Genomic DNA, 25,639 nt, shown 5'->3' with positions numbered 1-25,639 from the left:
AGGCAGAACCCATGGGTGTCTCCGAACCCTTCATCCGCCGGCCGATCGCGACCTCGCTGCTCGGCATCGCGCTTCTGATCGGCGGGTTGCTGGGCTATTTCGCGCTGCCGGTCTCGGCGCTGCCGCAGGTCGACTTCCCGACCGTGCAGGTGACGACGCAGCTTCCCGGCGCGAGCCCCGACGTGATCGCCTCGCTGATCACCGCGCCCCTGGAGCGGCAGCTCGGCCAGATCCCGTCGCTGTCGGCGATGAACTCGACGAGTTCGTTCGGCGTCAGCCAGATCTCGCTGCAGTTCGATCTCAACCGCGACATCGATGGCGCGACCCAGGACGTGCAGGCGGCGATCAACGCCGCGGCGGGCGTGCTGCCGAAGACGCTGCCTTATCCGCCGACCTACGCCAAGGTGAACCCCGCGGACGCGCCTGTCATGACGCTGGCGCTGCGCTCGGACACCATCTCGCTGCGGGCGATGAGCGACATTGCCGACACCATTCTGGCGCAACGGTTGAGCCAGATCTCCGGTGTCGGACGGGTCTCGGTGCTCGGCGGGCTGAAACCGGCCGTGCGCATCCAGGCCGATCTGGCGCGGCTCGCCGCTTACGGCATCGCCATGGAGGATCTGCGCACCGCGATTGCCAACGCCAACGTCTCGGGGCCGAAAGGCTCGCTCGACGGCGCCCAGCAATCCTACATCATCGCGGCCAACGACCAGATCGCCGCAGCCGACGCCTACAGGCCCGTCATCATCGCCTATCGCAACGGCTCGCCGGTCACCATCGCCGACGTCGCGCAGATCGTCGATGGCCTCGAGAACGACCGCACCGGCGGCTGGTACCAGGGCACTCCGGCCGTCATCATCGACATCCAGCGCCAGCCCGGCGCCAACGTGATCGACGTCGTCGGCCAGATCCGCGCCGAGATCCCCAAGGTGCAGCGTGCGATCCCGGCCGGGGTGAACCTCACCATCGTTTCCGATCGCACCGTCACCATCCGCGCCTCGGTGCGCGATGTGCAGTTCACGCTCGTCCTCGCCGTCGTGCTGGTGACCCTGGTGGTGCTGCTGTTCCTGCGCTCGCTGCGCGCAACCGTGATCGCGGGCGTGGCGCTGCCGCTGTCGCTGATCACGAGCTTCGGCATCATGTATTTCGCCGGCTTCAGCCTCGACAATCTGTCGCTGATGGCGCTGACGATCGGCACCGGATTCGTCGTCGACGATGCCATCGTCATGATCGAGAACATCGTCCGCCACATGGAGAACGGCGACAGCGCGATGGAGGCCTCGCTCAAGGGTGCCAGCGAGATCGGCTTCACCGTGATCTCGCTGACGGTGTCGCTGATCGCGGTGTTCATCCCGCTGCTGTTCATGTCGGGCCTGGTCGGACGCATGTTCCGGGAGTTCGCGCTGACCCTGACAATCGCGGTCGTGACCTCGGCCGTGGTTTCGCTGACGCTGACGCCGATGATGTGCTCGCGCCTGCTCAAGCACGCCCATGAGGAGGTGGCGGTGCCGGGATTGGCCGCGATCAGCCGCTTCATCGACCGCACCGTCGAGGCCTATCACCGGACGCTGCTCTGGGTGCTGGAGCGCCAGCGCGCCACGCTGGTCGTGACCTTCGCCACGCTGATCGCCACCCTGGTCCTCTACGTCGTCGCGCCAAAGGGCTTCTTGCCGTTGCAAGACACCGCCTCGATCACGGCGGTGACGGAAGCCGGGCCCGATGTCTCGTTCGCGGAGATGCAGAAGCGGCAGGCCGAGGCGGCCGATGCCATCAAGGCGGATCCCGATGTGGTCGGCGTGGTCTCGGTGATCGGGGCGGGCTCGGTCAATCCGACCACCAATGTCGGCCGGCTCGTCATGGGCTTGAGGCCGCGCGGCGAGCGGCGTGATGACGTCGCGGTCGTGATAACCCGGTTGAAGGAGAGGGTCGCGGGCATCCCGGGCATGACCGTGTATTTTCAGCCGGTGCAGGACGTGCAGATCTCGACCCAGTCGAGCCGCTCGCAATACCAGTACACGCTGACCGGCACCGATGCGACGCTGGTGTCGGAATGGGCGCGTAAGCTGGTGACGGAGATGCGGCGCGATCCCTTGTTCCGCGACGTCTCCTCGGAGGCGCAGGAGGGCGGATTGCGGGCGCAGCTCGACGTAGATCGCACCCGCGCGGGCCAGCTCGGCGTGAGCCTGCAAGGAATCACGGATACGCTCAACGATGCCTTCGCGCAGCGGCAGATATCGACCATTTACGGCCAGGCCAACCAGTACCGCGTGGTACTGGAGGCGCTGCCGATGTACCAGCGCGATCCCTCGATCCTGTCGAAGCTCTACCTGCCGGGCGCCGCGAGCGCGACCGCCGGCGCACCGAACGCCCAGGTGCCGCTGTCGGCCGTGGCGACGCTGAAGCGCACCACCGCGCCGCTGGCGATCTCGCACCAGGCCCAGTTCCCCTCGGTGTCGCTCAGCTTCAACCTCGCGCCGGGAGCCGCGCTCGGCGATGCCGTCGACGCCGTGAAGACGATCGAGACCCGGATCGGCATGCCCAATAGCATCGTCGGCGTCTACGCGGGCGACGCCGCCGAATTCGCCAAGGCGCTTGCCGGCCAGCCATGGCTGCTGCTCGCCGCCGTGATCACGATCTACATCGTGCTCGGGGTGCTCTATGAGAGCTACATCCACCCGATCACGATCCTGTCGACGCTGCCCTCGGCCGGGGTCGGGGCGATCCTGGCGCTGGTGCTGTGCGGGCAGGACCTCTCGGTGATCGGCCTGATCGGCATCATCCTCTTGATGGGCATCGTCAAGAAGAACGCGATCATGATGATCGACTTCGCGCTCGAGGCCGAGCGCGGGCAGGGCATGTCGCCGAACGAGGCGATCGTGCAGGCCTGCCTGTTGCGCTTCCGCCCGATCATGATGACGACGCTGGCGGCGCTGTTCGGCGCGCTGCCGCTGGCTATCGAGAGTGGCACCGGCGCCGAGCTGCGTTTCCCGCTCGGCATCTCCATCATCGGCGGCCTGCTGCTCAGCCAGCTGCTGACACTCTACACGACGCCCGTGATCTACCTCGCGCTCGACCGCATCAACCGCCGCCTCGAGCAGGCGCTGCCGCCGGCCGAGTCCGGCGGGCCGCCCGTGGCGGGGGCGACCGAGGGGATGCAGTGATGGCATCGATCTCGGAGCCCTTCATTCGCCGCCCGGTCGCGACCACGCTGCTGTCGATCGGGTTGTTCCTGCTGGGTGTGGTCGCCTACGAGTTCCTTCCCGTCGCCTCGGTCCCGAACGTCGACTTCCCCGCAATCTTCGTCTCGGCAAGCCGGCCGGGCGCCGACCCGGCCGTGATGGCGGCAACGGTAGCCTCGCCATTGGAGCGGCGGCTGGGTGAGATCGCGGGCATCAACCAGATCACCTCGACCTCGACGCTCGGCAACACCAGCATCCAGCTCCAGTTCGACATCGGCCGCAGCATCGACAAGGCCGCGCGCGACGTGCAGGCGGCGATCAACGCCGCCATGGTCGACCTGCCGAGCGACCTGCCGACGCTGCCGCGTTTTCGCAAGGCCAACACGGCCGGCGCACCCGTCTTCGTGCTGGCACTGACCTCGAACACGCTGTCCGCCAGCGCAATTTACGACGTCGCCGACACGGTCCTGGCGCAGCGCATCTCGCAGGTTCCGGGCGTCGGCAACGTGGCCATCAGCGGCGCCGATCAACCGGCGGTCCGGGTCCAGCTCAATCCGGTGGCCCTCTCGAACGCAGGCATCGCCACCGACGACGTCCGCACCGCGATCATCAACGCCAATCCGCTCGGTCCTGTCGGCATTTTCAACGGCGAGCGCCAGAGCGAGACACTGGCGCTCAACAAGCAGATGCGCACGGCGAAAGAGTTCCGCGACATCGTCATCAAGAGTGCCAATGGCAATTTCGTGCGGCTGTCCGACGTCGCCGACATCGAGGATTCCGTCCGCAACGCGCGCTCGATCGCCTGGTTCAACAAGCAGCCGGCGGTGCTGATCCAGATCACCAAGCAGGGCGATGCCAACGTCATCGATACCGTCGACCGGGTGAAGGCGCTGATCCCCGAGCTCAGGCAATGGATTCCGGCCGGGGTCGAGATATCCACCCTGGTCGACCGCACCGGCACGATCCGCGCCAGCGTGCTCGACATGCAATGGACGTTGCTGGCGACCGCGATCCTCGTGATGGTCGTGGTGTTCGTGTTCCTGCGGCGCATGACGCCGACGATCGCGGCCGGCATCTCGGTGCCGCTGGCGCTGGCCGGCACCTGCGCCGGCATGTGGATCGCGGGCTTCTCGATCGACAATCTGTCGCTGATGGCGCTCGCGATCTCCGTCGGCTTCGTGGTCGACGACGCCATCGTCATGATCGAGAACATGTATCGCAATCTCGAGCACGGCATGCGGCCGTTCCGGGCGGCGCAGGAGGGCGCCAGGCAGATCGGCTTCACGGTGGTCTCGATCAGCCTGTCGCTGGTCGCGGCGTTCACGCCGCTGATCTTCATGGACGGCATCGTTGGCCGCCTCTTGCGCGAATTCTCGCTGACGCTGACCTTTGCCATTCTGGTCTCGACGCTGGTCTCGCTCACGGTCACGCCGATGATTTGCGCGCATTACATCCGGCAGCCCACGTCCGGCACGGCGACGCTGTTCGATCGCATCATCGAGGGCTCGCTGTCGCGCATCGTCGCCTTCTACGCCAAAACCTTGCGCACCGTGCTGGACTACCCGCTGGCGACGCTGCTGGTGTTCTTCGCCACCATCGGCCTCACCGTGACGCTCTACATCAAGGTGCCCAAGGGCTATTTCCCGACCGACGATTCCGGTTTCGTGATCGGGGCAACGCGCGCCTCGGCCGATATCTCGTTCCAGTCGATGCTCAGTCTGCAGCAGCGGCTCGCCGAAATCGTGATGAAGGATCCGGCCGTGGCCGGCATCGGCTCGACCGTCGGCGCCGGAGGCGGGCCGGGGGGAGCGACCTCGAACCGCGGCATCATGTATATCAGCCTGAAACCGCCGGCGGAGCGAGACCACGTCTCGACGGAGGTCGTGATCGAACGTCTGAGACGCGCGCTGTATCCCGTGGCCGGCATCCGTCTCTTCATGTTCGCCGCCCAGGACGTTCGTGCCGGCGGGCGACAGAGCGATTCCGACTACCAATACACGCTGACCAGCACCGACCTCAGTCTGCTGCAGAAATGGGCGCCCATCGTCGCCAAGCGCATGGAGAGCGTCGAGGGCATCACCGACATCTCCAGCGACCGCGATCCCGGCGGGCTTCAATTGACCCTGAGCATCGATCGCCAGAAGGCCTCGGCGCTCGGCGTCAGGGTTCAAGACATCGACAACGCGCTGAACAATGCCTTCTCGCAGCGGCAGATTTCGATCATCTACACCCAGCGCAACCAGTACATGACCGTGCTGGAGATCGATCCGAAATTCCAGGTCGATCCTTCCAACCTCGAGCGGATCTATGTCGCGGGCGCGGGCGATGCGCAGGTGCCGCTGTCGGCCGTGGTGCACGCGACGCGCGGCCTTGCCGCGCTCGCGGTCTATCATTCGCAGTCGTTCCCCTCGACCACGGTGTCGTTCAACCTCCTGCCGAACGTCCAGCTTCAGGCGGCGACCCAGAACATCCAGCGGGCGGTCGAGGAACTGCACATGCCCGAAGGCATCCGCGGCAGCTTCGACGGCAATGCCGGCGACTTCGCCAAGACCAGCGGCCGCCAGCCGCTGCTCATCCTCGGCGCGCTGGTGGCGATGTATATCGTGCTCGGGGTGCTCTATGAGAGCCTTGCCCATCCGCTCACGATCATCTCGACGCTGCCTTCGGCCGGGCTCGGCGCACTGCTCGCCCTGCAGCTCACCAACACGCCGCTGACGGTGATCGCTTTCGTCGGCATCATCCTGTTGATCGGTATCGTCAAGAAGAACGGCATCATGATGGTTGACTTCGCGCTCGACGCCGAACGCCAGCGCGGCCTGTCGTCGGCGGAGGCGATCTTCGAGGCCTGCCAGGCGCGCTTCCGCCCGATCCTGATGACGACCATGGCGGCGCTGTTTGCCGGCATTCCGCTCGTGGTCGCGACCGGTCCCGGCACGGAGCTGCGCCGGCCTCTCGGCATCACCATCATCGGCGGCCTGTTCGTCTCGCAGATCCTGACGCTCTACACGACGCCCGTGATCTACCTCTTGATCGACCGCCTGCGGCGGCGGTCCGCGTCGCACCCGCTGCCTGCGCCCGCGGAATAGGTTGTTGATGCCGCGCTTCAAGCGTATAGCGGCGCCCATGTCGAACCCACCCGATACGGCCAGCGCCGATCCGATTCCCGAATGCCCGCATTGCCAGAAGCCGATGCCGCTGTGCATCTGCGACAGCGTCACGCCGATTGAAAACCGACTGTCGCTCCTGATCCTGCAACATCCGCAGGAGCAGGACAGGGCGCTCGGCACCGCGCGCCTGCTGGCGAAGCATTTCGCCGATGCCACGGTGCGGGTCGGCCTGTCCTGGCCGAGCCTGTCCAAGGCACTGGGACGGCCGGTCGAGAACGCCGCGCGCTGGGCCGTGCTCTACCTCGGCTCGGCACGCGCCGCCGATCTCGAAGCGGAAGGCGAGATTCTCGCACTCAACCGCAAGGGCGAGATCGCGGAGAACCAGCGCGCGATCCTCGGCAAGCTCGAAGGTGTCGTGCTGCTCGACGGCACCTGGAGCCAGGCCAAGGCGCTGTGGTGGCGCAATCCCTGGATGCTCAAGTGCCAGCGCGTGATCCTGAATCCGGCGCATCCCTCCCGCTACGGGCGCCTGCGCAAGGAGCCGCGCAAGGACGGGCTCTCGACCATCGAGGCCGCGGCGACGATTCTCGCGGGCCTCGAGCGGCGGCCCGATATCGCCGACACGCTGCATGCGAGCTTTGAACGGCTGTTGACGCGCTACCGCGAGGTCCAGGCCGAGATGCCGGAATTGGCCCCCAAGCCTGTCCCGAAGGCCCGGCGCGACTTCCGGCGACGCAAACGAGCCTGACTTCGGGTCGCATCCCCTGTACGGCACAGCCTCCGGTCAAAGTCGGACGAAGGCAGTTGCCTAACCCATTGATCCCCTATATTGCTCCGGCCTTACGGGGCCACGTGGCGGAGTGGTTACGCAACGGTCTGCAAAACCGTGTACACCAGTTCAATTCTGGTCGTGGCCTCCATCACAACCCTCTGATCTCTCGGCATAATTAGAAGCTCGGCGCGGATCCCGCCGATGCCGCGCGCCCGCGCTCCGCCAAGCTGCGCGGTGGCACGATCACCGGGTTTGCCCGGAGCCCTGCTGGAAACCTCCGATTCAGGCCGGCTGGCATAGAGTTCGCATCTGCAAAGTGATGCGTCTCGTCACCCGAGCACTGGAGCCACAAATGGGCGACATCGTCCGATTTGTCCCGAAATCCGAGCTGGAGCGGGCGCGCCTCATCCGTGAGGCCCGCGCGATCTATGACAGCATCTTCCCATCGGCCGCACCGGACCGGGCGCCGCAGGATGGCGAGGATCGCGTCAAGAATTGATCGTTGCCGAGCCGGGCTTCCGGTGTAGGCCCCCACAGCAAAACGCCCGCGAGGCGGGCGTTCGATTCACCGCGAAGAGTAGCCCTCAGCAGGCCGCGTACCAGCCGTCGGGAAACGGCAGGAGGGGCCAGGCGCCCTCATTGTCATTGGCGGCTTTGGGCGTCGCGTCGAAACTCCACGAGCGGGGCACGAATTCCTCCTCCGGCGCGGGAGCGAAATCTTCAATGAGCATGGCGTCCCGGACGGCATCCAGCAGCAAGTTGAATTCGGCTTCGCTTCTCATCGCACCCTCGCAAAACGCGGATGGCGCAATGTCGCAAAGCCGGTTTGTTACCCGATTGAGCCGATCGTTCGCATTTTAACGATCCGGCGATCTGGCCCCGATTGGTTAGCGATTTCTAAAGAAGTCCCGTCGGGAACCTACGTTCCACCCCAGCATCCCCAGTGTGAAAGAGATCACATCCTCCGCGATTTAATTCTCCTACCCCTTCGCACGACGCCGGCCAGCAAGGCCGGGAGGCGGGCAGGGCAGACAGGAGACTGGTCATGAAGGCGAGGTTCTTGCGGTTTGCGGGTGTGAAGTGCCGGGCGCGCCGCGCCTCGACCGTCGGGCTGTTCCTGGCGCTGTTCGCCCCCGCTGCCCACGCGCAAGGGACGGCGGAGCAGCGCCGGGCCTGTACGCCCGATGTCTACCGGCTTTGCGCCGGTGAAATTCCCAATGTCCGCGCCATCACGGCCTGCCTGCGCCGTAACCGCTCCAGCTTGAGCGAGGCTTGCCGAAGCGTGTTCGACCAGGCGGGCGGTTGATTTAGCGGGGCTGTGGGTTTGTGCGCAGCAAGTCGTCCGGTTGGCTGACGAATCCGCGCTACCGGTCCTGTGGATATGCTGCGGACAGGCTGTGGACCGGTGGCAGGTGCCGGTCGCCCTGAGAGAGCGGTAGGTGAACGTAGGTCTCGTGCCCCGAGCGCTTTACGGTGCACGCGTCCGGGACACGAGACCGGAGCGAGACGCAAAAGGTCGTGCCGAACGCTCCCGGCATTTCGTCTCAAATTGCAACCCGCGGATGCAAGAAGTCTTGATCGGCCGTGACCTACAGGTGAGTGGCGGTCTTGAACGCGGCTCCGGGGCAGGACGACTAACAGGTTAGCGTGCATGAGGATCAGGGAAACGTGATCAGGCCTCATCTTTCTAAAGCACCAAAATGGTGCTTTAGTGCTTTCCATGAGCCAGTCGCCCCGAAACGCGCCGTCCGCGCTGCGTTACAGGCTTGCCCCTGACCCGGTCGCCAAGGCCGCGCTGGAGGCGACGTTCAGGGCTTACGACCGCATGATGGAGATCCTCGACGAGGTCGCGCGGAGCCACAATGTCGGCTCCAACGTCGTGCTGCTGCATGCTCACGCCTATGACCCGATCCGCAAGGCGACCGCGCTGCCCTCGCGCCTGGTGACGTTGGGCCTGCGCGACCGGGCCGAATACCGCGCGGCGCAGGGCCGCCGTCTGCCGCTCGACGACAAGCTCGCCAAGATCAAGGGCCCCGCGACCATTTCGATTGCGACCGTCGAGGGACGCTTCAGCGTGCCCTTCGACTACGCCGGCTATGCCGAGGGCTGGGGACACAGCGTGCCCGCGCGCCTGGTCCGTACCGATGACGGTTTCGAAGTTCACTACGGCGTCACGCCGAACACTCTGCCAGAGGAGGAGAACGCTATGGATACCATCGCTGCCGCCCCCGACAATTTCCTGTCCCGGGTCGGGCGCCTGATCGCCGGCATCGCTTACGACGCGATCGAGCAGGCGGAAGGCAAGAACAAGCTCAAGGTGGTCGGCCAGGCCATCCGCGAGATCGAGCGCGCCGAGAGCGAAGCGCGCGACGCGCTCGCCGCTGCGCGTGCCGAGGAATACCGCCTCAGCGCGCGCCGCACCGAGATCGAGCGCGAGATGGCCGATCTCGCGCCCAAGATCGAAGGGGCGATCGCTGATAGCCGCGACGACCTCGCTCGTGCCGGCATCGCACGGCAGATGGATCTGGAGGCGCAGTTCGAGGTGCTCTCCCGCGCCATCGACGAGAACAACGAGAAGATCGAGCAATGTGTCACCTCGCTGCGTGCGGTGCTGTCGGCACTCCAGGACGCCGAGCAGCGCCGCGCCGATCTCGAAAAGAGCGAGGCGGCCGCGAGCCAGCAGGGCTTGACGTCGCCCCGCAAGCAGGGCGGCACGTCCGCTGCAGCCAAGGCCTTGCGTGCGGGCAGGGCGGTAGCGCGGGCCACCGGCGTGCCGCCGGGCATCCCGTATTCGAGCGACATCGACGAGCTCAGCACGCTCCATCGCGACAAGGAAATTGCGGCGAGGCTGGCGCGGCTGAAGTCGCGCTCCTGAGTGCCGTGTCATGAGCGCTCTGCTCGAACACGTCATGTCGCCGGAGGTCAGGCCGTTCGCGATCGCGGCGGCCATGATCGTCATCGTCGGCTCGATCGAGGTGGTCTCGATGCTGGTCGGCGCCTCCTTGAGCGAGATGCTCGGCACCAACATCGACTTTGGTCATCCCAGCGACAATGGCGTGATCAACGCCATCTCCTGGATCAATGTCGGCGGCGTGCCGCTCTTGATCTTTCTGTTGCTGCTGCTCGGCGCTTTCTCCATTACCGGCTTCCTGATCCAGGACATCGCACGAATGGTGGCCGGTCCCTTGCCGGCGACGCTCGCCTCGGTCGGAGCGGTTGCGGTCTCGGTGCCGCTGGTGCGCTCCGCGAGCAGGGCCATCGCGCGGGTCATTCCCAAGGATGAAAGCTATGTCGTCGGCCTCGGCGACCTCGTCGGCCGTGTCGGGGAGGTCGTCATCGGCCCGCTCGATCAGGGCCCGCCCGGCAAGGTCAGCGTGGCCGATATCCATGGCAACCGCCATTTCGTCTGGGCGGTCGCCGCGCCGTCGTCCTCGCCGCTGCCGCAGGGAACCATGGTCCTGCTGGTCGATCGCGACGGCACCCGCTTCGTTGCGGTGAAGGCCGAGGATGAACTTAAGCCGTCGAAGCCACCTCTAAGCAGCAGCTAGGTCATTCATTGGAGAATATCATGTTCGACATCGCAGTCCCGGCCATGATCGGCGTCGCGCTGATCGTCGTCCTCGGGATCGTCTTCACCATCCTCTACAAGCGCGCCACACGCGACGAGGCCTTCGTGCGCACCGGCCTCGGCGGCAAGAAAGTCGTGCTCGACGGCGGCGCCATGATCCTGCCGATCTTCCACTCCTATGCCAGCGTCAATCTGAAGACGCTGCGGCTCACCGTCGAACGCAAGGAGCGGGAATCCCTCATCACCAAGGACCGTTTGCGTGTCGACATCGTCGCCGAGTTCTACGTCCGCGTCCGTCCGGACGAGGAGAGCATCGCGCTGGCAAGCCAGACGCTGGGCGCCCTGACCAACGACGCCGAGGCGCTGCGCAACCAGGTCGAGGCGAAGTTCGTCGACGGCCTGCGCTCGGTCGCCGCGACCATGAGCATCCTGGAGCTTCAGGAGAAGCGATCGGACTTCGTCAAGCACGTGCAGTCCACGGTCGAGTCCGACGTGAAGTCGAACGGTCTCGAACTGGAGTCGGTGTCGCTGACCAAGCTGGACCAGACCGACGTCAAGTTCTTCAACCCGGAGAACTTCTTCGACGCCGAAGGCCTGACCCAATTGAAGACCGTCACCGAGACCCGTCGCCGCGACCGCAACGCCATCGTGCGCGACAACGAGGTGGCGATTGCGCAGAAGGACCTCGAGGCGCGGCAGCAGACCCTCGGCATCGAGCGGACCAAGAAAGAGGCCGAGCTCTCCCAGGAGCGCGACATCGCCAACAAGACCGCAAGCACCCGCGCCGAGGTCGCGACTGCAACCCAGACCGCGCGCCTGACCGAGGAGAACGCCCGCATCGATACCGATAGGGCGGTTGCCGAGAAGGAGGCCGGCGCCAAGCAGGTCAAGGAAACCGCGGTGATCGAGTCGGATCTGGCGATCAACAAGCGCAAGACCGACGCCCAGCGCGAGATCCAGATCGCCACGCAGGAGAACGAGATCCAGATCGCGGCCAAGAGCAAGCAGACATCGGAAGCTGTCGCGGAAGCCAAGACCGCCGAAGCGATCGCCGTCTCCGCGGAGGAAAAGGTCGTCACGGCGCGCGCCGTCGAGGTCGCCGATCGTGCCCGTCTCACCCAGGTGCTGGCCGCGCGCACCGAGGCCGAACGCAAATCGACCGAGCTGATCGTCGCGGCCGAGGCCGAGAAGAAGGCCTCGCTCGATCGCGCCGAAGCCGTGAAGACGCTGGCCACCGCGGAAGCCGAATCCAACAAGATCAAGGCCGTCGGCGTTCGCAACATCGGTGAGGCCGAGGCCGCCGTCATCACCATGAAGAACGAGGCGCAGAACAAGCTCGGCAGCAACGTCATCGACTTCGAGATCGCCAAGAAGCGGATCGAGACGATGCCCTTGGCGCTGGCCGAGATGGTCAAGCCGATCGCAAACCTCAAGGACGTCCGTATCCTGCACACCGGTGGTGCGTTCGGCGGCAATGGCTCAGGTGGAGGCAATGTCGGTTTCGGCGAAGGGCTCGCCGGCGAGCTGCTCAAGGTCCACGCGTTGCGTCCGATGATCGACGAGATCCTGCGCCAGAGCGGCTTTGCGCCGGGCGACGATCCCGTGCAGGCGCTGGTCGGCGCGGTGACCGGGAAGAGTAATGGCGCGGCTGTGCCGGCGCCTGCGCCTGCGCCTGCGCCGGCGAAGACAAACGCCGCCGATCTATGAATGCCCGTTCATTGCTGCGGAGAATTCGAAACGATAGAAGCAAGTCTGCGCGTCTCGCGTCGCGCAACGTTCCGGAGTGCAGATCGACGGCGTGTTGAACCCTTCGATCGCGCTCCGGACATGTCTCGAGGCAACGCTTTTTGTTGCCGCGGCGGCTGCGCCGATCGACGCCGGGCGCCGAGGCCTGTTTCGATCGGAGGATTTTCACATGAAGTATTTTCTGTCTGGATTGATCGCGATCGGTTTATCGGTCGCCGCCATGCCTGCGTTCGCGGCTGACGCCCGCAACGTCACCGTCGTCAACGAGACCGGCTATGCCATCAAATTCCTCGGCTTCAACGCGCCGGACGATGGACTGGACGAGTGGGAGAACGAGCTCGAGAAGGTGCTGCAGAACCAGGCCAGCACCTATGTCGAGTTCGACGAGGACGACGAGGGCTGCGTCTGGAACATCCGCGTCGACTGGCAGAACTACGACGAAGCGGTGCTGTGGAAGAACGTCAATCTCTGCAAGATGACCGCGCTTCGGCTGCGCTACGACCCCGGCACCAAGACCACCTCGTTTCTCGCGGAATAGCGATCGGCCGTCACGGCCTGGAGGAGGGACCTTTCAGGCCCTTCCTCAGCTACGTTCGGATGATGACGAATTCGTCCTTTGCAAGCGCAAGCGGCTTTGTTATACGCAGCCCCGCGCGAACGACTGGTTCGCCTTTTCCTCGGTAGCTCAGCGGTAGAGCATCCGACTGTTAATCGGATGGTCGCTGGTTCGAATCCAGCCCGGGGAGCCAAATCTTACCGTAAATTCAATGAGTTGCGACCGTGTCCTCACGCTGCGGGCGACCTCGTTGCGTTGGTTTCTAAGCAGCGCCTTCGCGATTCCTGCCTGGAATCGCATTCAAGCAGATGTGTGGATGGGCGTCGTCACGCCATGCGGGCGGCGCCAAATCGACTCAATTGAAATCGAGCTTCGACAGCTGCCGGAATTTTACGGAGCTGATTCCCATGCCAGACATCCAGGTCGACCGTTCTCAGATGGCCCCCTCGATTCTGCCGGCCGAGATTCCCGAGCTCAGCGACGATGAATGCCTCGCCTGTCTGGCGCGTGCGGTCGAAACGCCCAATTCGGCGCGGCTGGATGAGGTCGCAGCTCTGATCGGCCGCCTCGCGGTGGCAATCGAGTAGGGCTGGTTGCCCCTGCGATCGGGAGGTTGCGGAAAGCCCCGGGTCTAGGGGCGAGTGTCATGTTGCGTTTTCGTCGGGCATGTTCCAAAGATGCCGCGAATTTTGGCTCGCGACCGACGGCTGGAGCTGTCGATCGCACCGCCTCGACAAGGCACCGCGAGACCCGACATGCCGCAGAATGACACGCTTCCCAAGACCGAATCCGGGTACCGGACGGACGCCCTGGAGATCCATCAGGCTGCAGAACGCAAGAAGCAGGCTGCGGAGAGCGAGAAGCGGCGCCTCAAAATGGTCGATGGCCAGGTGCGCACCAATGACGTCACCGACCGTCGTGTTCTCGATGCCATGCTCACGGTTCCGCGCGAGGCCTTCGTGCCGGCCGACAGGCAGGCACTGGCTTACCTCGACCTCGATCTTGACGTCAGCGAGGGTGGAGCCAAGCGCTTCCTCATCAAGCCGCAGCTGACCGGCAAGCTGCTACAGGCCGCCGAGATCGGCGAGGGCGACAACGTGCTGGTGGTCGGCTGTGCGACGGGATATTTCGCCGCGCTGGCAGCCAAGCTGGCGCGCCAGGTCACCGCGACGGAATGCGATTCGGCGCTGGCCGCGAAGGCCACGAATGCCTTCGCTGCCCTGAAGCTTGCCAATGTCGCCTGCAAGGCCGCCGCCTGCGGCGAGGGCGATCCGTCCGCCGCTCCCTATGACGTGATCATCCTCAATGGCGCTGCCGAGGTGATGCCGGAACCCCTGCTCGGGCAGCTGAAGGAGGGCGGGCGCCTGGTGGGCGTGTCCGCCGAATCCAGGCCGCCGCGGGCCGTGATCGTGACCCATACCCACGGTGAATTCGGCCATCGGGCCCTGTTCGACGCCGCCGCCCCGGTCCTTCCCGGGCTGGCGCGGGCGGCCGGCTTCGTCTTCTGACGGCAAAGCCCATTAAAATCCCGTTCTGAATCAGAAGTGTGGCCGGGATGCTGCACGTGAAGAGTTTCCACCGGGAACTACCCTCAGGTAGTTCCGTCGCGCCAATCCGCAGCCTATGTTGCGGCGGGGCAACGACTCCACTCGGTAGACGGTAACCCAGCTCGCGGGCACGAGCCGGGCGTTAGAATGAACGGAAATTTTGGGATGCATGGGGTGAAGCTCTCCACCGGAGCTGCGGTTTCGGTCCTGTTGCTGGCGCTTGCCGGGCCGACGCCTGCCTTGGCGGACACGATCAACGCCGCACTGGTGCGCGCCTATCAGAACAATCCGCAGCTCAACGCACAGCGTGCCCAGGTGCGCTCGACTGACGAAAACGTGCCGCAGGCTTTGTCCGGCTATCGCCCGAAGGTCAATCTGACGGCGAGCGGGGGCATTCAGTACTCGGACTTCAAGAGTTCTTCCACCAGCGATCCGGTCAACGGCAAAGGCTATCCCCGGAGCGTGGGACTGACGGCTTCGCAGACGCTTTACAACGGCAACCAGACGGCTAACAGGACGCGCGCCGCGGAGAGCCAGGTTTCCGGCTCTCGCGAAGCGCTGCGCAGCCTCGATCAAACCGTGCTGCTCCAGGCTGCTACGACCTACATGGACTATCTGCGCGACGCGGCGACGCTCGAAGTTCAGCGCAGCAACGTGCGGGTCCTCGAGCAGACCCTCAAGCAGACCCGTGATCGTTTCAACGTCGGCGAAGTGACCCGCACCGACGTTGCGCAATCGGAAGCACAGCTGGCGGCCGGCAGGACGCAGGCCCTGACCGCCGAGGCGAATCTCACCACGACGCGCGCGAACTTCCGCCGCATCATCGGCAACGAGCCGACGAACTTGGCGCCCGGCTCGCCCGTGGACCGTTTCCTGCCCGCGACGCTCGCTGCCGCGGTCGAGCTCGGCCTCGTCGAGCATCCGAACGTCACGGCTGCGATGTTCGGCATCGACGTCAATTACCTGCAGGTCAAGGTCGCCGAGGGCGCTCTGCTGCCGACAGTCACACTGCAGGCGGGGGTGACCCAAGCCTACGAACAATCTTTGATTCAATACCGTTCGCTCAGTGCCACAGCGCTCGCGCAGATCTCGGTGCCGATCTATCAGGGTGGCAGTGAATATTCGCTGATCCGTCAATCCAAGGAAAACCTGGCTCAGCAACGTCTCAACCTCGAAAACACGCGCGATCAGACCCGCGCGACCGTCGTGCAATGGTGGGGCTCGCTGCAGGCCGGCAAGGCGCAGGTGCAGTCGGCGCAGGCGCAGGTGGCGGCGTCCGAGATCGCGCTGAACGGCGTACGCGAGGAAGCCAAGGCCGGGCAGCGCACCACGCTCGACGTGCTCAACGCGCAGCAGGCGCTGGTCAATGCGCGCGTCGCGCTCGTGACCGCGCAGCACGACCGTGTCGTCGCATCGTACAACGTCCTCGCCGCCGTCGGCCGTCTGGCGCCGCAGGTCCTGGGCCTTGCGACCAATGTTTACGATCCCAGCGTTCACTACCATCAAGTCCGCGACAGCTGGGGCGGTGTGCGCACGCCTGACGGGCGCTGATCCCGTAATCGTCCGGTCGGCCACGCGAATAGCCGAGGCCGACCGGCGCTTTGCTTGCAATCGTCAAAATCCCTGACATAGCCTTGCCAAGAGAATGCGGGTCGATTCGCCTCGCACTGATGCTGTGTGCGTAAAGCTTGAGTGCCGGGGGCAGGGGCGCACCGCCGCACGTTGAGCCGTGATCTGGGGACAAGTCGGGCTGCCGCGACGAAAATGTCGGGCCACTTGGTGCGGAACCGGCCAATCCTGTCCTGCTTGGTGTAAAACAACGCATGCGAGGGCGTTGATGATGTGGAGTCGGAGATGACGCAGCCTGCAAAGGTTACAGAACCCTCGATGGAGGAGATTCTGGCCTCGATCCGGCGCATCATTGCCGACGATGAGGCCAAGCCGCCGCCGGCCGAGACCGCTAAGCCCGAGAAAGCCGCGGCCCCCGCAGCCCCGCCGAAGCCGCAGGTGATGAACGACATTCCGCCCTCCAAGGTCGCACCGCCCAAGCCGGCCGCCGAGAAGCCCGCGCCACCTCCGGCCGCAAAGCCGGCTCCAGCTCCCGCACCTGCGGCGGATGCATCGCCAAACAGCCAGGACGACATCGACGCGCTGCTGGCGGGGCTCGATGCGGCCACACCTGCGCCCGAGGTCCGCACGCCCGAGCCGGAGCCCGAACCCGAGCCTGAGCCCGACGTGCTCGAATTGACCGACGAGATGGCGATGGACCCGACACCGGCTCCGCCGCCACCGAGCTTCCGCAAGGTCGAGCCGCGGGACGATCTCGAATTCGCCGAAGCGCCGCCGCCGCGCCCAACGCCGCCACCGTCCTACGCGCCGGTCGATTTCGATGCCCCGCCGTTGCCGCCGCAGCAGCCCATGCTCGCGCAGTCGACGGTCTCGGCGGTCGAATCCGCGTTCAATTCCCTGGCCCATACGGTGCTCAGCAGCAACGCACGGACGCTGGAAGATCTGGTCAAGGAGATGCTGCGTCCGATGCTGAAATCCTGGCTCGACGACAATTTGCCGGGCCTCGTGGAACGCATCGTGAAGGCCGAAATCGAGCGGGTCTCGCGCGGCGGCCGCTGAGACCGGCGGTCCGGCCCCGATAAAGCCCTGCTCTCAGGGCATATTCGGCCTGCGGAGCGGGCCGAATGCCCTTAGCCGCTGAGCTTCCCGTTGACTTGACCCGCACACGCGGCTTTCTACAGCCCCATGATCGAGAAAAATTACCAGCCCGCCGATATCGAAGCCCGCATGTCCGTGGTGTGGGAGGACAGCCTTGCCTTCAAGGCCGGACGCCCTGACCGCCGCGACGCCGTGCCGTTTACCATCGTGATCCCGCCGCCGAACGTGACGGGCTCGCTGCACATGGGCCACGCCCTCAACAACACGCTGCAGGACATCCTCTGCCGGTTCGAGCGCATGCGCGGCCGCGACGTGCTGTGGCAGCCCGGCACCGATCATGCCGGCATCGCCACCCAGATGGTGGTCGAGCGGCAGCTGATGGAACGGCAGCAGCCCGGCCGCCGCGAGATGGGCCGCGAGAAATTCCTGGAGCGGGTCTGGCAGTGGAAGGCCGAGAGCGGCGACACCATCATCAACCAGCTCAAGCGCCTCGGCGCTTCCTGCGACTGGTCGCGCGAACGCTTCACCATGGACGAGGGCCTCTCGAAGGCCGTCGTCAAGGTGTTCGTCGAGCTGCACCGCGACGGCCTGATCTACAAGGACAAGCGGCTGGTGAACTGGGACACCAAGCTGCTCACCGCGATCTCCGATCTCGAAGTGCAGCAGACCGAGGTGAAGGGTCACCTCTGGTATCTGCGCTACCCGATCGAAGGCAAGACCTTCAACCCCGAGGATCCCTCGAGCTTCATCGTCGTCGCCACCACGCGCCCCGAGACCATGCTCGGCGACACCGGCGTGGCCGTGCATCCCGAGGATGAGCGCTATCAGAAGCTGGTCGGCAAAAACGTCATCCTGCCGCTGGTCGGCCGCAAGATTGCGATCGTCGCCGACGATTATTCCGATCCGGAGAAGGGCTCGGGCGCGGTCAAGGTGACGCCGGCGCACGACTTCAACGACTTCGAGGTCGGCAATCGCCACGGCCTGCGCCGCATCAGCGTGATCGACCGGGAAGGTTGTCTCGATCTCGTCGGCAACGAGGACTATCTGCGCGACCTGCCGGAAGGCGCCTCGCAATTCGCCGAGGAATTCCACCGGGTCGACCGCTTCGCCGCGCGCAAGCGCATCGTCGAGCGCCTGGAGAGCTTCGGCTTCGTCGAGCGGATCGAGCCGCACACCCACATGGTGCCGCATGGCGACCGCTCGGGCAGCGTGATCGAGCCGTACCTGACCGACCAATGGTATGTCGACGCCAAGACGCTCGCGAAACCGGCGATCGCGGCGGTGCGTTCGGGCGAAACCTCGTTCGTGCCGAAAAACTGGGAGAAGACCTATTTCGACTGGATGGAGAACATCCAGCCCTGGTGCATCTCGCGCCAGCTCTGGTGGGGCCACCAGATCCCGGCCTGGTACGGGCCTGACGGCAAGGTGTTCGTCGCCGAGACCGAGGAGGAGGCGATCAGCCACGCCCTCGGCTATTACGTCGAGCAGGAGGTCATCACGGCCGAGCAGGGCCGCGAGATGGCGCTCGACCGCAACAAGCGCGAAGGCTTCATCACGCGCGACGAGGACGTGCTCGACACCTGGTTCTCCTCGGCGCTGTGGCCGTTCTCGACGCTCGGCTGGCCCGAAGACGCCCCCGAGGTGCAGCGCTACTACCCGACCAATGCGCTGGTGACCGGCTTCGACATCATCTTCTTCTGGGTCGCCCGCATGATGATGATGGGCCTGCACTTCATGAAGGAGGTGCCGTTCTCGACGATCTACATCCACGCCCTCGTCCGCGACGAGAAGGGCGCCAAGATGTCGAAGTCGAAGGGCAACGTCATCGATCCGCTCAACCTGATCGACGAATACGGCGCGGACGCGCTGCGCTTTACCCTGGCCGCGATGGCGGCGCAGGGGCGCGACATCAAGCTCGCCACCAGCCGCGTCGAGGGCTACCGCAATTTCGCGACCAAGCTCTGGAACGCCTGCCGCTTCGCGGAAATGAACCACTGCGCCGTGCCCGACGGTTTCGAGCCGGCGAAGGCGAAGGAGACGCTGAACCGCTGGATCGCACATGAGAGCGCGCACACCACGCGCGAGGTGACCGAGGCCATTGAAGCCTATCGCTTCAACGATGCGGCCGGCGCGATCTACCGCTTTGTCTGGAACGTCTATTGCGACTGGTATGTCGAGCTCGCCAAGCCCGTGCTGCTTGGCCCGGACAGTCCCGCCAAGGACGAGACCCGCGCCATGGTCGCCTGGGCGCGCGACGAGATCCTGAAGCTGCTGCACCCCTTCATGCCCTTCATCACCGAGGAGCTTTGGGAGGTGACGGCCAAGCGTGACGGCCTGCTCGCATTGGCGCAATGGCCGCTGAAGCGGGCCGAGCCGACGCCCGAGCAGCTTGCGATGCTGGCTGCGACGACGGGGACGACCGATCCGCTCGTCTCGCCGGCCTGGGTGCTGCCGATCTTCGACCATGCCGACTTCACCGATCCCAAGGCGGAAGCCGAGATCGGCTGGGTGATCGACCTCGTCACGCAGATCCGCTCAGTGCGCGCCGAGATGAATATCCCGCCGGCAACGCTGACGGCGCTGGTGCTCGCCGGCGCCTCGGCCGAAACCAGGGAGCGCGCGCCGCGCTGGACTGACGTCATCAAGCGCATGGCCCGGCTGTCGGACATCTCCTTCGCCGACCGTGCGCCCGATGGTGCGGTCCAGCTGCTCGTGCGCGGCGAAGTGGCCGCGCTGCCGCTCAAGGGCGTGATCGACGTCGCCGCCGAGCGCACGCGCCTCGACAAGGAGATCGCCAAGGCCGACGCCGACATCAAGCGCGCCGAGTCGAAGCTCGCGAACGAGAAATTCGTCGCCAACGCGGCCGAGGAGGTCGTAGAGGAGGAGCGCGAGAAGCGCGAGGCCGCGCTGGCCCGCAAGGCCAAGCTGCTCGAGGCGCTGGAGCGGTTGAAGCAGGCGACGTAAGCCTATTTCGGGAACGGCTTGCTGAGAAACTTCGAGCCTCTGACGCCATAGCGCCAGGGCAGCTCGACCGCCTTGGTGATGCCGATCCGGATGCCGGTGGCGACCTCGACATCCTCCGTCCGCGCGTGCAGTGCGATCGGCGGGCGGTCCAGCGGCAGAGTGTTGTGGGCGATGGTGATGCCGAGCGCCTCGGTCAACTTGCCCGGGCCCGAGCACAGCGCGTGCAGATCCTGGAGATGACGGCGGCGACGCATGGCCCCGATGCCATGCGTCGGCTCCAGCGCGCGGATCAGCACGGCGCTGGCCGAGCCTTCCTCCTCGCAGACGAAGTTCACGCACCAGTGGATGCCGTAGGAGCGGTAGACATAGGCAAAGCCCGGCGGGCCGAACATGATCTGGTTCCGCGGTGTCGGGCCGTTGTAGGAGTGCGCCGCGGGCTCGGTATGATGATAGGCCTCGACCTCGACGATGATCCCGCCGACGCCGCCGACCAGTAGGGTCGCGCCGATCAGGTCGGGCGCGACCTCGTGGACGCTGCGATCGAAAAAGCCGCGCTTCAGGACTTTGCCGAGCCGGGGTGTGGACGTCTTGGAGGTTGGAGCCATTCGAGGTGAGAATCGCTTGAGAACAGAGCAGGATATTGCCCATATCTGCCATGTTCCCTGAAGCGGGGCGAGCCGGGTTGCGATGCACGGCCAGACCGACTAGGTAGGACCTGAACAGACCGGACACCCCATGGTCGTTATTGTCGATACCATCACGAACCCGTTGCGCCCGCGCCACCCCGAAAAGGTGAACCGGCCTGATTCCGTTTCCCCGCCGAAGCCGGACTGGATCCGCGTGCGTGCGCCGACCACCCGCGGCTATGCCGACACCCGCAACATCGTGCAATCCAACGGCTTGCACACCGTGTGCGAGGAAGCGGGCTGCCCGAATATCGGCGAGTGCTGGGACAAGAAGCACGCGACCTTCATGATCATGGGTGACACCTGCACCCGGGCCTGCGCCTTCTGCAACGTCAAGACGGGCCTGCCGAATGCGCTGGATGCGGCCGAGCCGCAGCATGTGGCCGAGGCGACGGCCAAGCTCGGCCTTGCTCATGTCGTCGTCACCTCGGTCGATCGCGACGACCTCGCTGATGGCGGCGCCGAGCATTTTGCCCAGACCATCCGTGCGATCCGCTCCGCCTGTCCCACGACGACGATCGAGATCCTGACGCCCGACTTCCTGCGCAAGGAGGGCGCCCTCGAAATCGTCGTCGCCGCCAAGCCCGACGTCTTCAACCACAATCTCGAGACCGTGCCGTCGCGCTATCTGACAGTGCGGCCCGGCGCGCGCTATTTCCATTCGATCCGGCTGTTGCAGCGGGTCAAGGAACTCGATTCCACCATCTTCACCAAATCCGGCATCATGGTCGGCCTCGGCGAGGAGCGCCACGAGGTGCAGCAGGTGATGGACGATCTGCGCTCCGCCGACGTCGATTTCCTGACCATCGGCCAGTATCTTCAGCCGACCCGCAAGCACCACGCGGTGATGCGCTATGTGCCGCCGGACGAGTTTTCGTCCTATGAGAAGATCGCCTACACCAAGGGTTTCCTGATGGTGTCCGCGAGCCCGCTGACCCGGTCGTCGCATCATGCCGGCGAGGATTTTGCGAGACTGAAGGCCGCGCGGGCAGCTAGCGCCCGCTGAACCGCCATCTGAGTCACCATGCCCAAATTTTCGAGCAAGCGCCGTGTCAATCACAGCGCATCCGAGATGTTCGACCTGGTCGCCGACGTCGAGCGCTATCCGGAATTCGTGCCGCTCTGCAGCGCGCTGAAGGTGCGCCAGCGGATGGCCAAGCCCGACGGCACCGAGGTGCTGGTGGCCGACATGACGGTGTCGTTCAAGCTGGTCAAGGAATCCTTCACCAGCCGCGTGACGCTCGACCACGCCAATTTGAAGATTCTCGTCGAGTATCTGCAAGGTCCCTTCAGTAATCTGGAAAACCGCTGGACGTTCGAGCCCAAGGGTGAGGGCGTCTGCGACGTCGGTTTCTTCCTGTCCTACGAATTCAAGAGCCGCATGCTGGCGCTCCTGATGGGCTCGATGTTCGATGCCGCCTTCGCGCGGTTCTCGGCCGCGTTCGAAAAGCGTGCGGATGCCATTTACGGTCGACCGAAGCTGGCGTCGACGTAAGCTGTTGCAACTCTCGTGTCCAGGACGCGCTGCAACGCGCAAGCGTTGCTGCGCAGAGCCGGGACCCAGAAAGCAACACGGCAAGACGAGGTGAGATGGGCCCCGGCTCTGCAGCGCACCGCTCCCGGACGATGCTTCGCATCGCCTAGAGAGCTGCGCTGCGTCCGGGGCACGAGACCGTCCTCAATCCACCGCCTTCACCACATCGGGTGGCTGCGAGGCATAATATGCCGCGGCCTGCTCGATCTCCTGCGGTGTCATCGCGCGCGCGATGTTGCGCATCTGCTGGCTGATGTCGTTGCGGCGCTCACCGGAGGCGAAGGCCTGGAGCTGCGCCTTCATGTACGCTTCCGACTGGCCTTCCAGCCATGGACTGCCGGTCTTGTTGTCGAGGCTGCCATGGCAGGAGCCGCAGGGCGCGATGCCGCGCATCGGCGCGCCGTAGATGACGATGTTCGGCTTCGGCAGTTGCGGTGTCGGATGATAGGCCGGCAGCCGGGGCAGATAGGCGTAATAGTTCGCAAGATCGGCGATCTCCTGGTCGGTCAGGTTGACCGCGAACGGCGACATCACGGCATTGGTGCGCGCAGCCGAGCGGAAGTCGTGCAGCTGCTTGTAGATCACGGCGGCATACTGGCCGGCGAGATTGGGCGAGTCCGCGCGGCTGACGCCGGTCGGGCCGTGGCAGATCGCGCAACGCTGCGCCAGGGTCGCGCCGCGGCCGATCGCCTCCTGGCTCGGGCGCGACAGTGTGTTCGAGGTCAGCACGACCTCGGACAGACGCTTGGTCTGCTCGGGGGCGGTGACATCGGGCGCACGCTGCAGCACGCCGGCCGCGCTGCAGATCGCGTCCCAGACGCCCGCGAACTGCACCCAGGGCTGCGCGTAGGGCAGCACGAGGAAGCCGGCAATCGCGGTCACGATCAGGATCGCCGCGGTGACTCCGACGCCGATCCTGAAATGGCTGTTGCGGAGGGTGAAGAGGTCGCGCGTGCTCATCACTGCGCTCCCACATAGACGGCCGGCACCGAGGTGCCCGAGCTCAGTGCCAGGTTCAGGATCGGATAGCCGTAATTCGTCAGCGTGAGGCCGATCATCAGCGCCACCCACAGCGCGTGGGTGTTGAGCGCGACCGGCACGGTCGCGGGCTGATGCACGGCCAGCGCAAAGCGGTACGGGCCCGCGTCAGCCTGCGGCGCACGCATGCCGCGCGCCAGGATGACGATGAACATGATGCCCGAGGCCAACAGGATGAAGCCGCCGATCGCCGAGAGAGTCACCGAAAGCGCCTGCGGCGCGATCGCGGGATCGCCGAAGTCGAAATAGGCCATGCGGCGCGGCATGCCCAAGATGCCGACCCAGTGCCAGGGGAAAGTGGTGATGATCATGCCGACGAACCACAGCCAGAGCTGGGTGCGGATCAGGCGGAGGTCGATCAGCTCGCGCCCGGTCAGATGCGGCCACAAATCATAGGCGATCGCGAAATACATGATCACGATGGCGCCGCCGAAGATCAGGTGGAAATGGCCGGTGATCCACTGCGTGTTGTGAATGGAGGCATCGAGTTGGTAGCTCATGTTGATGAGGCCGCCGGCACCTCCGAAGCCCAGCATGACGAAGGAGAACGCCAGCGCCAGCATCATCGGATTGTCCCAGGGCAGGGCCTTGATCCAGCCGAACATCCCGCGCCCGCCGCGCAGCCGCGCCGCGATCTCGACCGAGGCGCAGATCGTGAACACGGTCAGCAGCGTCGGTAGCGCCACCAGCGCGGTGAAGGCCGAATGGATGAACTTGAAGCCGGCACCGACCTGCGGATCGGCGAAGGTATGATGCATGCCGATCGGCATCGCCACCACCAGGAACAGGATGAAGGAGATCCGCGCCATAGAGTCGGAATAGACCCGGCCGCCGATCGCGCGCGGCACGATGGTGTAATAGGCTATGTAGGTCGGCATCAGCCAGAAATAGACGATGGCGTGCAGCGTCCAGGAGAAGAACACGCGCGCCAAGCCGGCATCGATGGTCGTCTTCAGACCGGCCGCCACCGGGATGATCTGCAGCAGCAGCTCGAGCGCGGCGCCGACCGCAGTCCAGGCCCACAGATAAGAGCCCGCGACATTGGCGAACATCGCGAGCGGCACCGGTGCGCCGGGATTGGCCTTGCGCCAGACCCGCAAATTGATCGACATCAGCGCGACCCAGATCCAGGAGCCGACCACGACCAGGACCACGCCGAGATAGTAGAAGACGTTGCCGATCAGCGGCGGATAGAAGGTGTAGAGGACCGAGGCGCGGCCGAGCGCGATCGGGATCACCGCCATGATGCTGCCGGCGACGATCAGCCAGAAGCCGGCCCAGGCCCAGCGCACGCCGACCAGGCGCTGCTGCAGCGCGGACTCGCTGATGGCGTAGCCAAATCCCATCGCGACCAGCGTCGGGAACACGTATCCCATCACGGTGCCGTGCGCGGTCAGCGAGCGGTAGTAGAGCTCAGGATTGGACAGCCATGTGCCGATCGGGCTGCGGATGAACATCTGCCAGGCGCCGAGCGTCAGCGCGATGCCGAACACGACAAAGGCCAACCAGAAATGGGCGAGGATGAGCTTTCTATTGACCAACACAGCTCAGCCTCCCGCCACCCTTTGCGCGGTTCGCAAATTCGGCTTTGCCGATCACCTTGACCTTACCCCACATGCCCTCGTGGCCGAAAGAGCAGAACTCCTGGCAGGGCATCAGATAGTCGCCGGTCCTGGTAAAGCGCATCAGCTGCTCGGAAATGTAGCCGGGCACCAACATGGTGTTGACGTTGGTGCCCTGGATCAGGATGCCGTGCACGACGTCGGCACTGGTGGCGCGCAGCGTGATCGGCGTGTCGGCGGGAACTAGAATGCAGGCCGGCGTAAAGGAGTATTGCTGGCCGATCGCGCGCACCGTGACATTGCCGTTGGTTTCCAGCACGCTGCCGAGATTGCTCTCGACGAATTCGCCGGACAGATGCAGCCGTGAGGGATCGGTGATCTCGACGCGCGGCTGCGGCATGGTCGCGCGATGGATGCCGGCGAAAGCCGCAAGCCCGGCCATCATCACGATCATAATCACGGCAATGGTGGCCCAGCGCCGCTCGACGCGGGCTGCGACCTCGACGCTGGCGCCGCTGTGGGTTTCGTGTACGCTCATTGCAGCGGTCCGCGCGGCAGGAAGACAAACAGATAGAAGGCGAACCACATCGCGACGACGCAGGCCGTGGCGATGCCCGCGAGCACGATCGCGCCGGACGGCCCTTGGGCCACGACCTCCTCGACGGCCTGGTCGGCGGCCGCTGGGCTGGTGGGGGGATCGGAATTGATCATGC

At 65.2% G+C, this 25,639-nt stretch carries 22 protein-coding genes and 2 tRNA genes; 18 read left to right on the top strand and 6 right to left on the bottom strand.

Annotated elements, in window-relative coordinates; all coding sequences use genetic code 11:
• The first annotated feature begins 11 nt into the window (after window positions 1–11).
• The 5 genes from ML401_RS17550 to ML401_RS17530 all read left to right on the top strand — a co-directional run bounded on the left by ML401_RS17550 (window position 12) and on the right by ML401_RS17530 (window position 7,557).
• On the top strand, window positions 12–3,161 hold the full coding sequence (locus tag ML401_RS17550) for an efflux RND transporter permease subunit (RefSeq protein ID WP_212066505.1): 3,150 nt from the start codon (window positions 12–14) through the stop codon (window positions 3,159–3,161).
• A complete protein-coding gene (locus ML401_RS17545; protein WP_285812572.1) occupies window positions 3,161–6,265 on the top strand; it encodes an efflux RND transporter permease subunit in 3,105 nt (1,034 codons plus the stop codon). The genes ML401_RS17550 and ML401_RS17545 overlap by 1 nt, the downstream gene beginning before the upstream one ends.
• A gap of 37 nt (window positions 6,266–6,302) precedes the next feature.
• Complete coding sequence (locus tag ML401_RS17540; RefSeq protein WP_194402132.1) at window positions 6,303–7,034, top strand: tRNA-uridine aminocarboxypropyltransferase; 732 nt, start codon at window positions 6,303–6,305, stop codon at window positions 7,032–7,034.
• A gap of 98 nt (window positions 7,035–7,132) precedes the next feature.
• Window positions 7,133–7,206, top strand: a tRNA-Cys gene (locus ML401_RS17535).
• Window positions 7,207–7,410: 204 nt separating this feature from the next.
• A complete protein-coding gene (locus ML401_RS17530) occupies window positions 7,411–7,557 on the top strand; it encodes a hypothetical protein (RefSeq protein WP_194402131.1) in 147 nt (48 codons plus the stop codon).
• Window positions 7,558–7,642: 85 nt separating this feature from the next.
• On the opposite strand, the gene ML401_RS17525 is transcribed toward ML401_RS17530, so the two are convergent.
• Window positions 7,643–7,840: a hypothetical protein gene (locus tag ML401_RS17525; protein ID WP_259210345.1), complete on the bottom strand. Its 198-nt coding sequence runs from the start codon at window positions 7,838–7,840 to the stop codon at window positions 7,643–7,645.
• A gap of 263 nt (window positions 7,841–8,103) precedes the next feature.
• Here ML401_RS17525 and ML401_RS17520 point away from each other — a divergent pair, with 263 nt between their 5' ends.
• From ML401_RS17520 to ML401_RS17470, 11 genes are all read left to right on the top strand, one after another.
• Window positions 8,104–8,364 (top strand): hypothetical protein, encoded by a 261-nt coding sequence (locus ML401_RS17520; protein ID WP_194402129.1) that lies wholly within the window; start codon window positions 8,104–8,106, stop codon window positions 8,362–8,364.
• Between the two features lie 405 nt (window positions 8,365–8,769).
• Complete coding sequence (locus ML401_RS17515; RefSeq protein WP_285812571.1) at window positions 8,770–9,933, top strand: PspA/IM30 family protein; 1,164 nt, start codon at window positions 8,770–8,772, stop codon at window positions 9,931–9,933.
• A 10-nt stretch (window positions 9,934–9,943) separates the two neighbouring features.
• Window positions 9,944–10,606, top strand: a complete 663-nt coding sequence (locus tag ML401_RS17510) for an OB-fold-containig protein (protein WP_194402127.1) — start codon at window positions 9,944–9,946, stop codon at window positions 10,604–10,606.
• A 20-nt stretch (window positions 10,607–10,626) separates the two neighbouring features.
• The gene (locus ML401_RS17505; RefSeq protein ID WP_212066517.1) at window positions 10,627–12,333 is read left to right on the top strand and encodes a flotillin family protein; all 1,707 of its coding nucleotides are present in this window, start codon (window positions 10,627–10,629) and stop codon (window positions 12,331–12,333) included.
• 208 nt (window positions 12,334–12,541) lie between these two features.
• Window positions 12,542–12,910 carry a hypothetical protein gene (locus ML401_RS17500; RefSeq protein WP_194402125.1) on the top strand — a complete coding sequence of 123 codons (369 nt, stop codon included), beginning with the start codon at window positions 12,542–12,544 and terminating at the stop codon, window positions 12,908–12,910.
• Between the two features lie 136 nt (window positions 12,911–13,046).
• Window positions 13,047–13,121 (top strand) — tRNA-Asn (locus ML401_RS17495).
• Window positions 13,122–13,335: 214 nt separating this feature from the next.
• Window positions 13,336–13,515 carry a hypothetical protein gene (locus ML401_RS17490; RefSeq protein ID WP_211417091.1) on the top strand — a complete coding sequence of 60 codons (180 nt, stop codon included), beginning with the start codon at window positions 13,336–13,338 and terminating at the stop codon, window positions 13,513–13,515.
• Between the two features lie 288 nt (window positions 13,516–13,803).
• Window positions 13,804–14,436, top strand: coding sequence for a protein-L-isoaspartate O-methyltransferase (locus ML401_RS17485; protein WP_212066658.1), 633 nt, complete (start codon window positions 13,804–13,806; stop codon window positions 14,434–14,436).
• Between the two features lie 204 nt (window positions 14,437–14,640).
• Complete coding sequence (locus tag ML401_RS17480) at window positions 14,641–16,026, top strand: TolC family outer membrane protein (RefSeq protein WP_194402123.1); 1,386 nt, start codon at window positions 14,641–14,643, stop codon at window positions 16,024–16,026.
• A 303-nt stretch (window positions 16,027–16,329) separates the two neighbouring features.
• Window positions 16,330–17,103: a PopZ family protein gene (locus ML401_RS17475; protein ID WP_212066521.1), complete on the top strand. Its 774-nt coding sequence runs from the start codon at window positions 16,330–16,332 to the stop codon at window positions 17,101–17,103.
• Between the two features lie 126 nt (window positions 17,104–17,229).
• Window positions 17,230–20,106: a valine--tRNA ligase gene (locus ML401_RS17470; protein WP_285812570.1), complete on the top strand. Its 2,877-nt coding sequence runs from the start codon at window positions 17,230–17,232 to the stop codon at window positions 20,104–20,106.
• Window positions 20,107–20,108: 2 nt separating this feature from the next.
• On the opposite strand, the gene ML401_RS17465 is transcribed toward ML401_RS17470, so the two are convergent.
• Entirely contained in the window at window positions 20,109–20,711 is a 603-nt protein-coding gene (locus ML401_RS17465) for a DNA-3-methyladenine glycosylase (RefSeq protein ID WP_212066525.1), read from the bottom strand.
• Window positions 20,712–20,841: 130 nt separating this feature from the next.
• On the opposite strand from ML401_RS17465, the gene lipA reads away from it, so the two are divergent.
• Both lipA and ML401_RS17455 read left to right on the top strand, forming a co-directional pair.
• On the top strand, window positions 20,842–21,798 hold the full coding sequence (gene lipA, locus ML401_RS17460) for a lipoyl synthase (RefSeq protein ID WP_211417087.1): 957 nt from the start codon (window positions 20,842–20,844) through the stop codon (window positions 21,796–21,798).
• Between the two features lie 18 nt (window positions 21,799–21,816).
• Complete coding sequence (locus ML401_RS17455) at window positions 21,817–22,287, top strand: type II toxin-antitoxin system RatA family toxin (protein ID WP_211417086.1); 471 nt, start codon at window positions 21,817–21,819, stop codon at window positions 22,285–22,287.
• A gap of 183 nt (window positions 22,288–22,470) precedes the next feature.
• Here the strand turns inward: ML401_RS17455 and ML401_RS17450 are convergent, their stop codons facing one another.
• The 4 genes from ML401_RS17450 to ML401_RS17435 are packed head-to-tail and all read right to left on the bottom strand — an operon-like array spanning window position 22,471 to window position 25,637.
• Window positions 22,471–23,286 carry a cytochrome c gene (locus ML401_RS17450; protein ID WP_211417085.1) on the bottom strand — a complete coding sequence of 272 codons (816 nt, stop codon included), beginning with the start codon at window positions 23,284–23,286 and terminating at the stop codon, window positions 22,471–22,473.
• On the bottom strand, window positions 23,286–24,908 hold the full coding sequence (locus ML401_RS17445; protein ID WP_259210274.1) for a b(o/a)3-type cytochrome-c oxidase subunit 1: 1,623 nt from the start codon (window positions 24,906–24,908) through the stop codon (window positions 23,286–23,288). The genes ML401_RS17450 and ML401_RS17445 overlap by 1 nt, the downstream gene beginning before the upstream one ends.
• Complete coding sequence (locus ML401_RS17440) at window positions 24,895–25,464, bottom strand: cytochrome C oxidase subunit II (RefSeq protein WP_285812569.1); 570 nt, start codon at window positions 25,462–25,464, stop codon at window positions 24,895–24,897. The genes ML401_RS17445 and ML401_RS17440 overlap by 14 nt, the downstream gene beginning before the upstream one ends.
• A complete protein-coding gene (locus ML401_RS17435) occupies window positions 25,461–25,637 on the bottom strand; it encodes a hypothetical protein (RefSeq protein WP_194402114.1) in 177 nt (58 codons plus the stop codon). The genes ML401_RS17440 and ML401_RS17435 overlap by 4 nt, the downstream gene beginning before the upstream one ends.
• Window positions 25,638–25,639 lie beyond the last annotated feature (2 nt).

It is taken from the genome of Bradyrhizobium sp. 62B, assembly GCF_030272265.2.
Lineage (GTDB): Bacteria > Pseudomonadota > Alphaproteobacteria > Rhizobiales > Xanthobacteraceae > Bradyrhizobium.
This window is presented reverse-complemented; position numbering and strand designations above follow the sequence as displayed.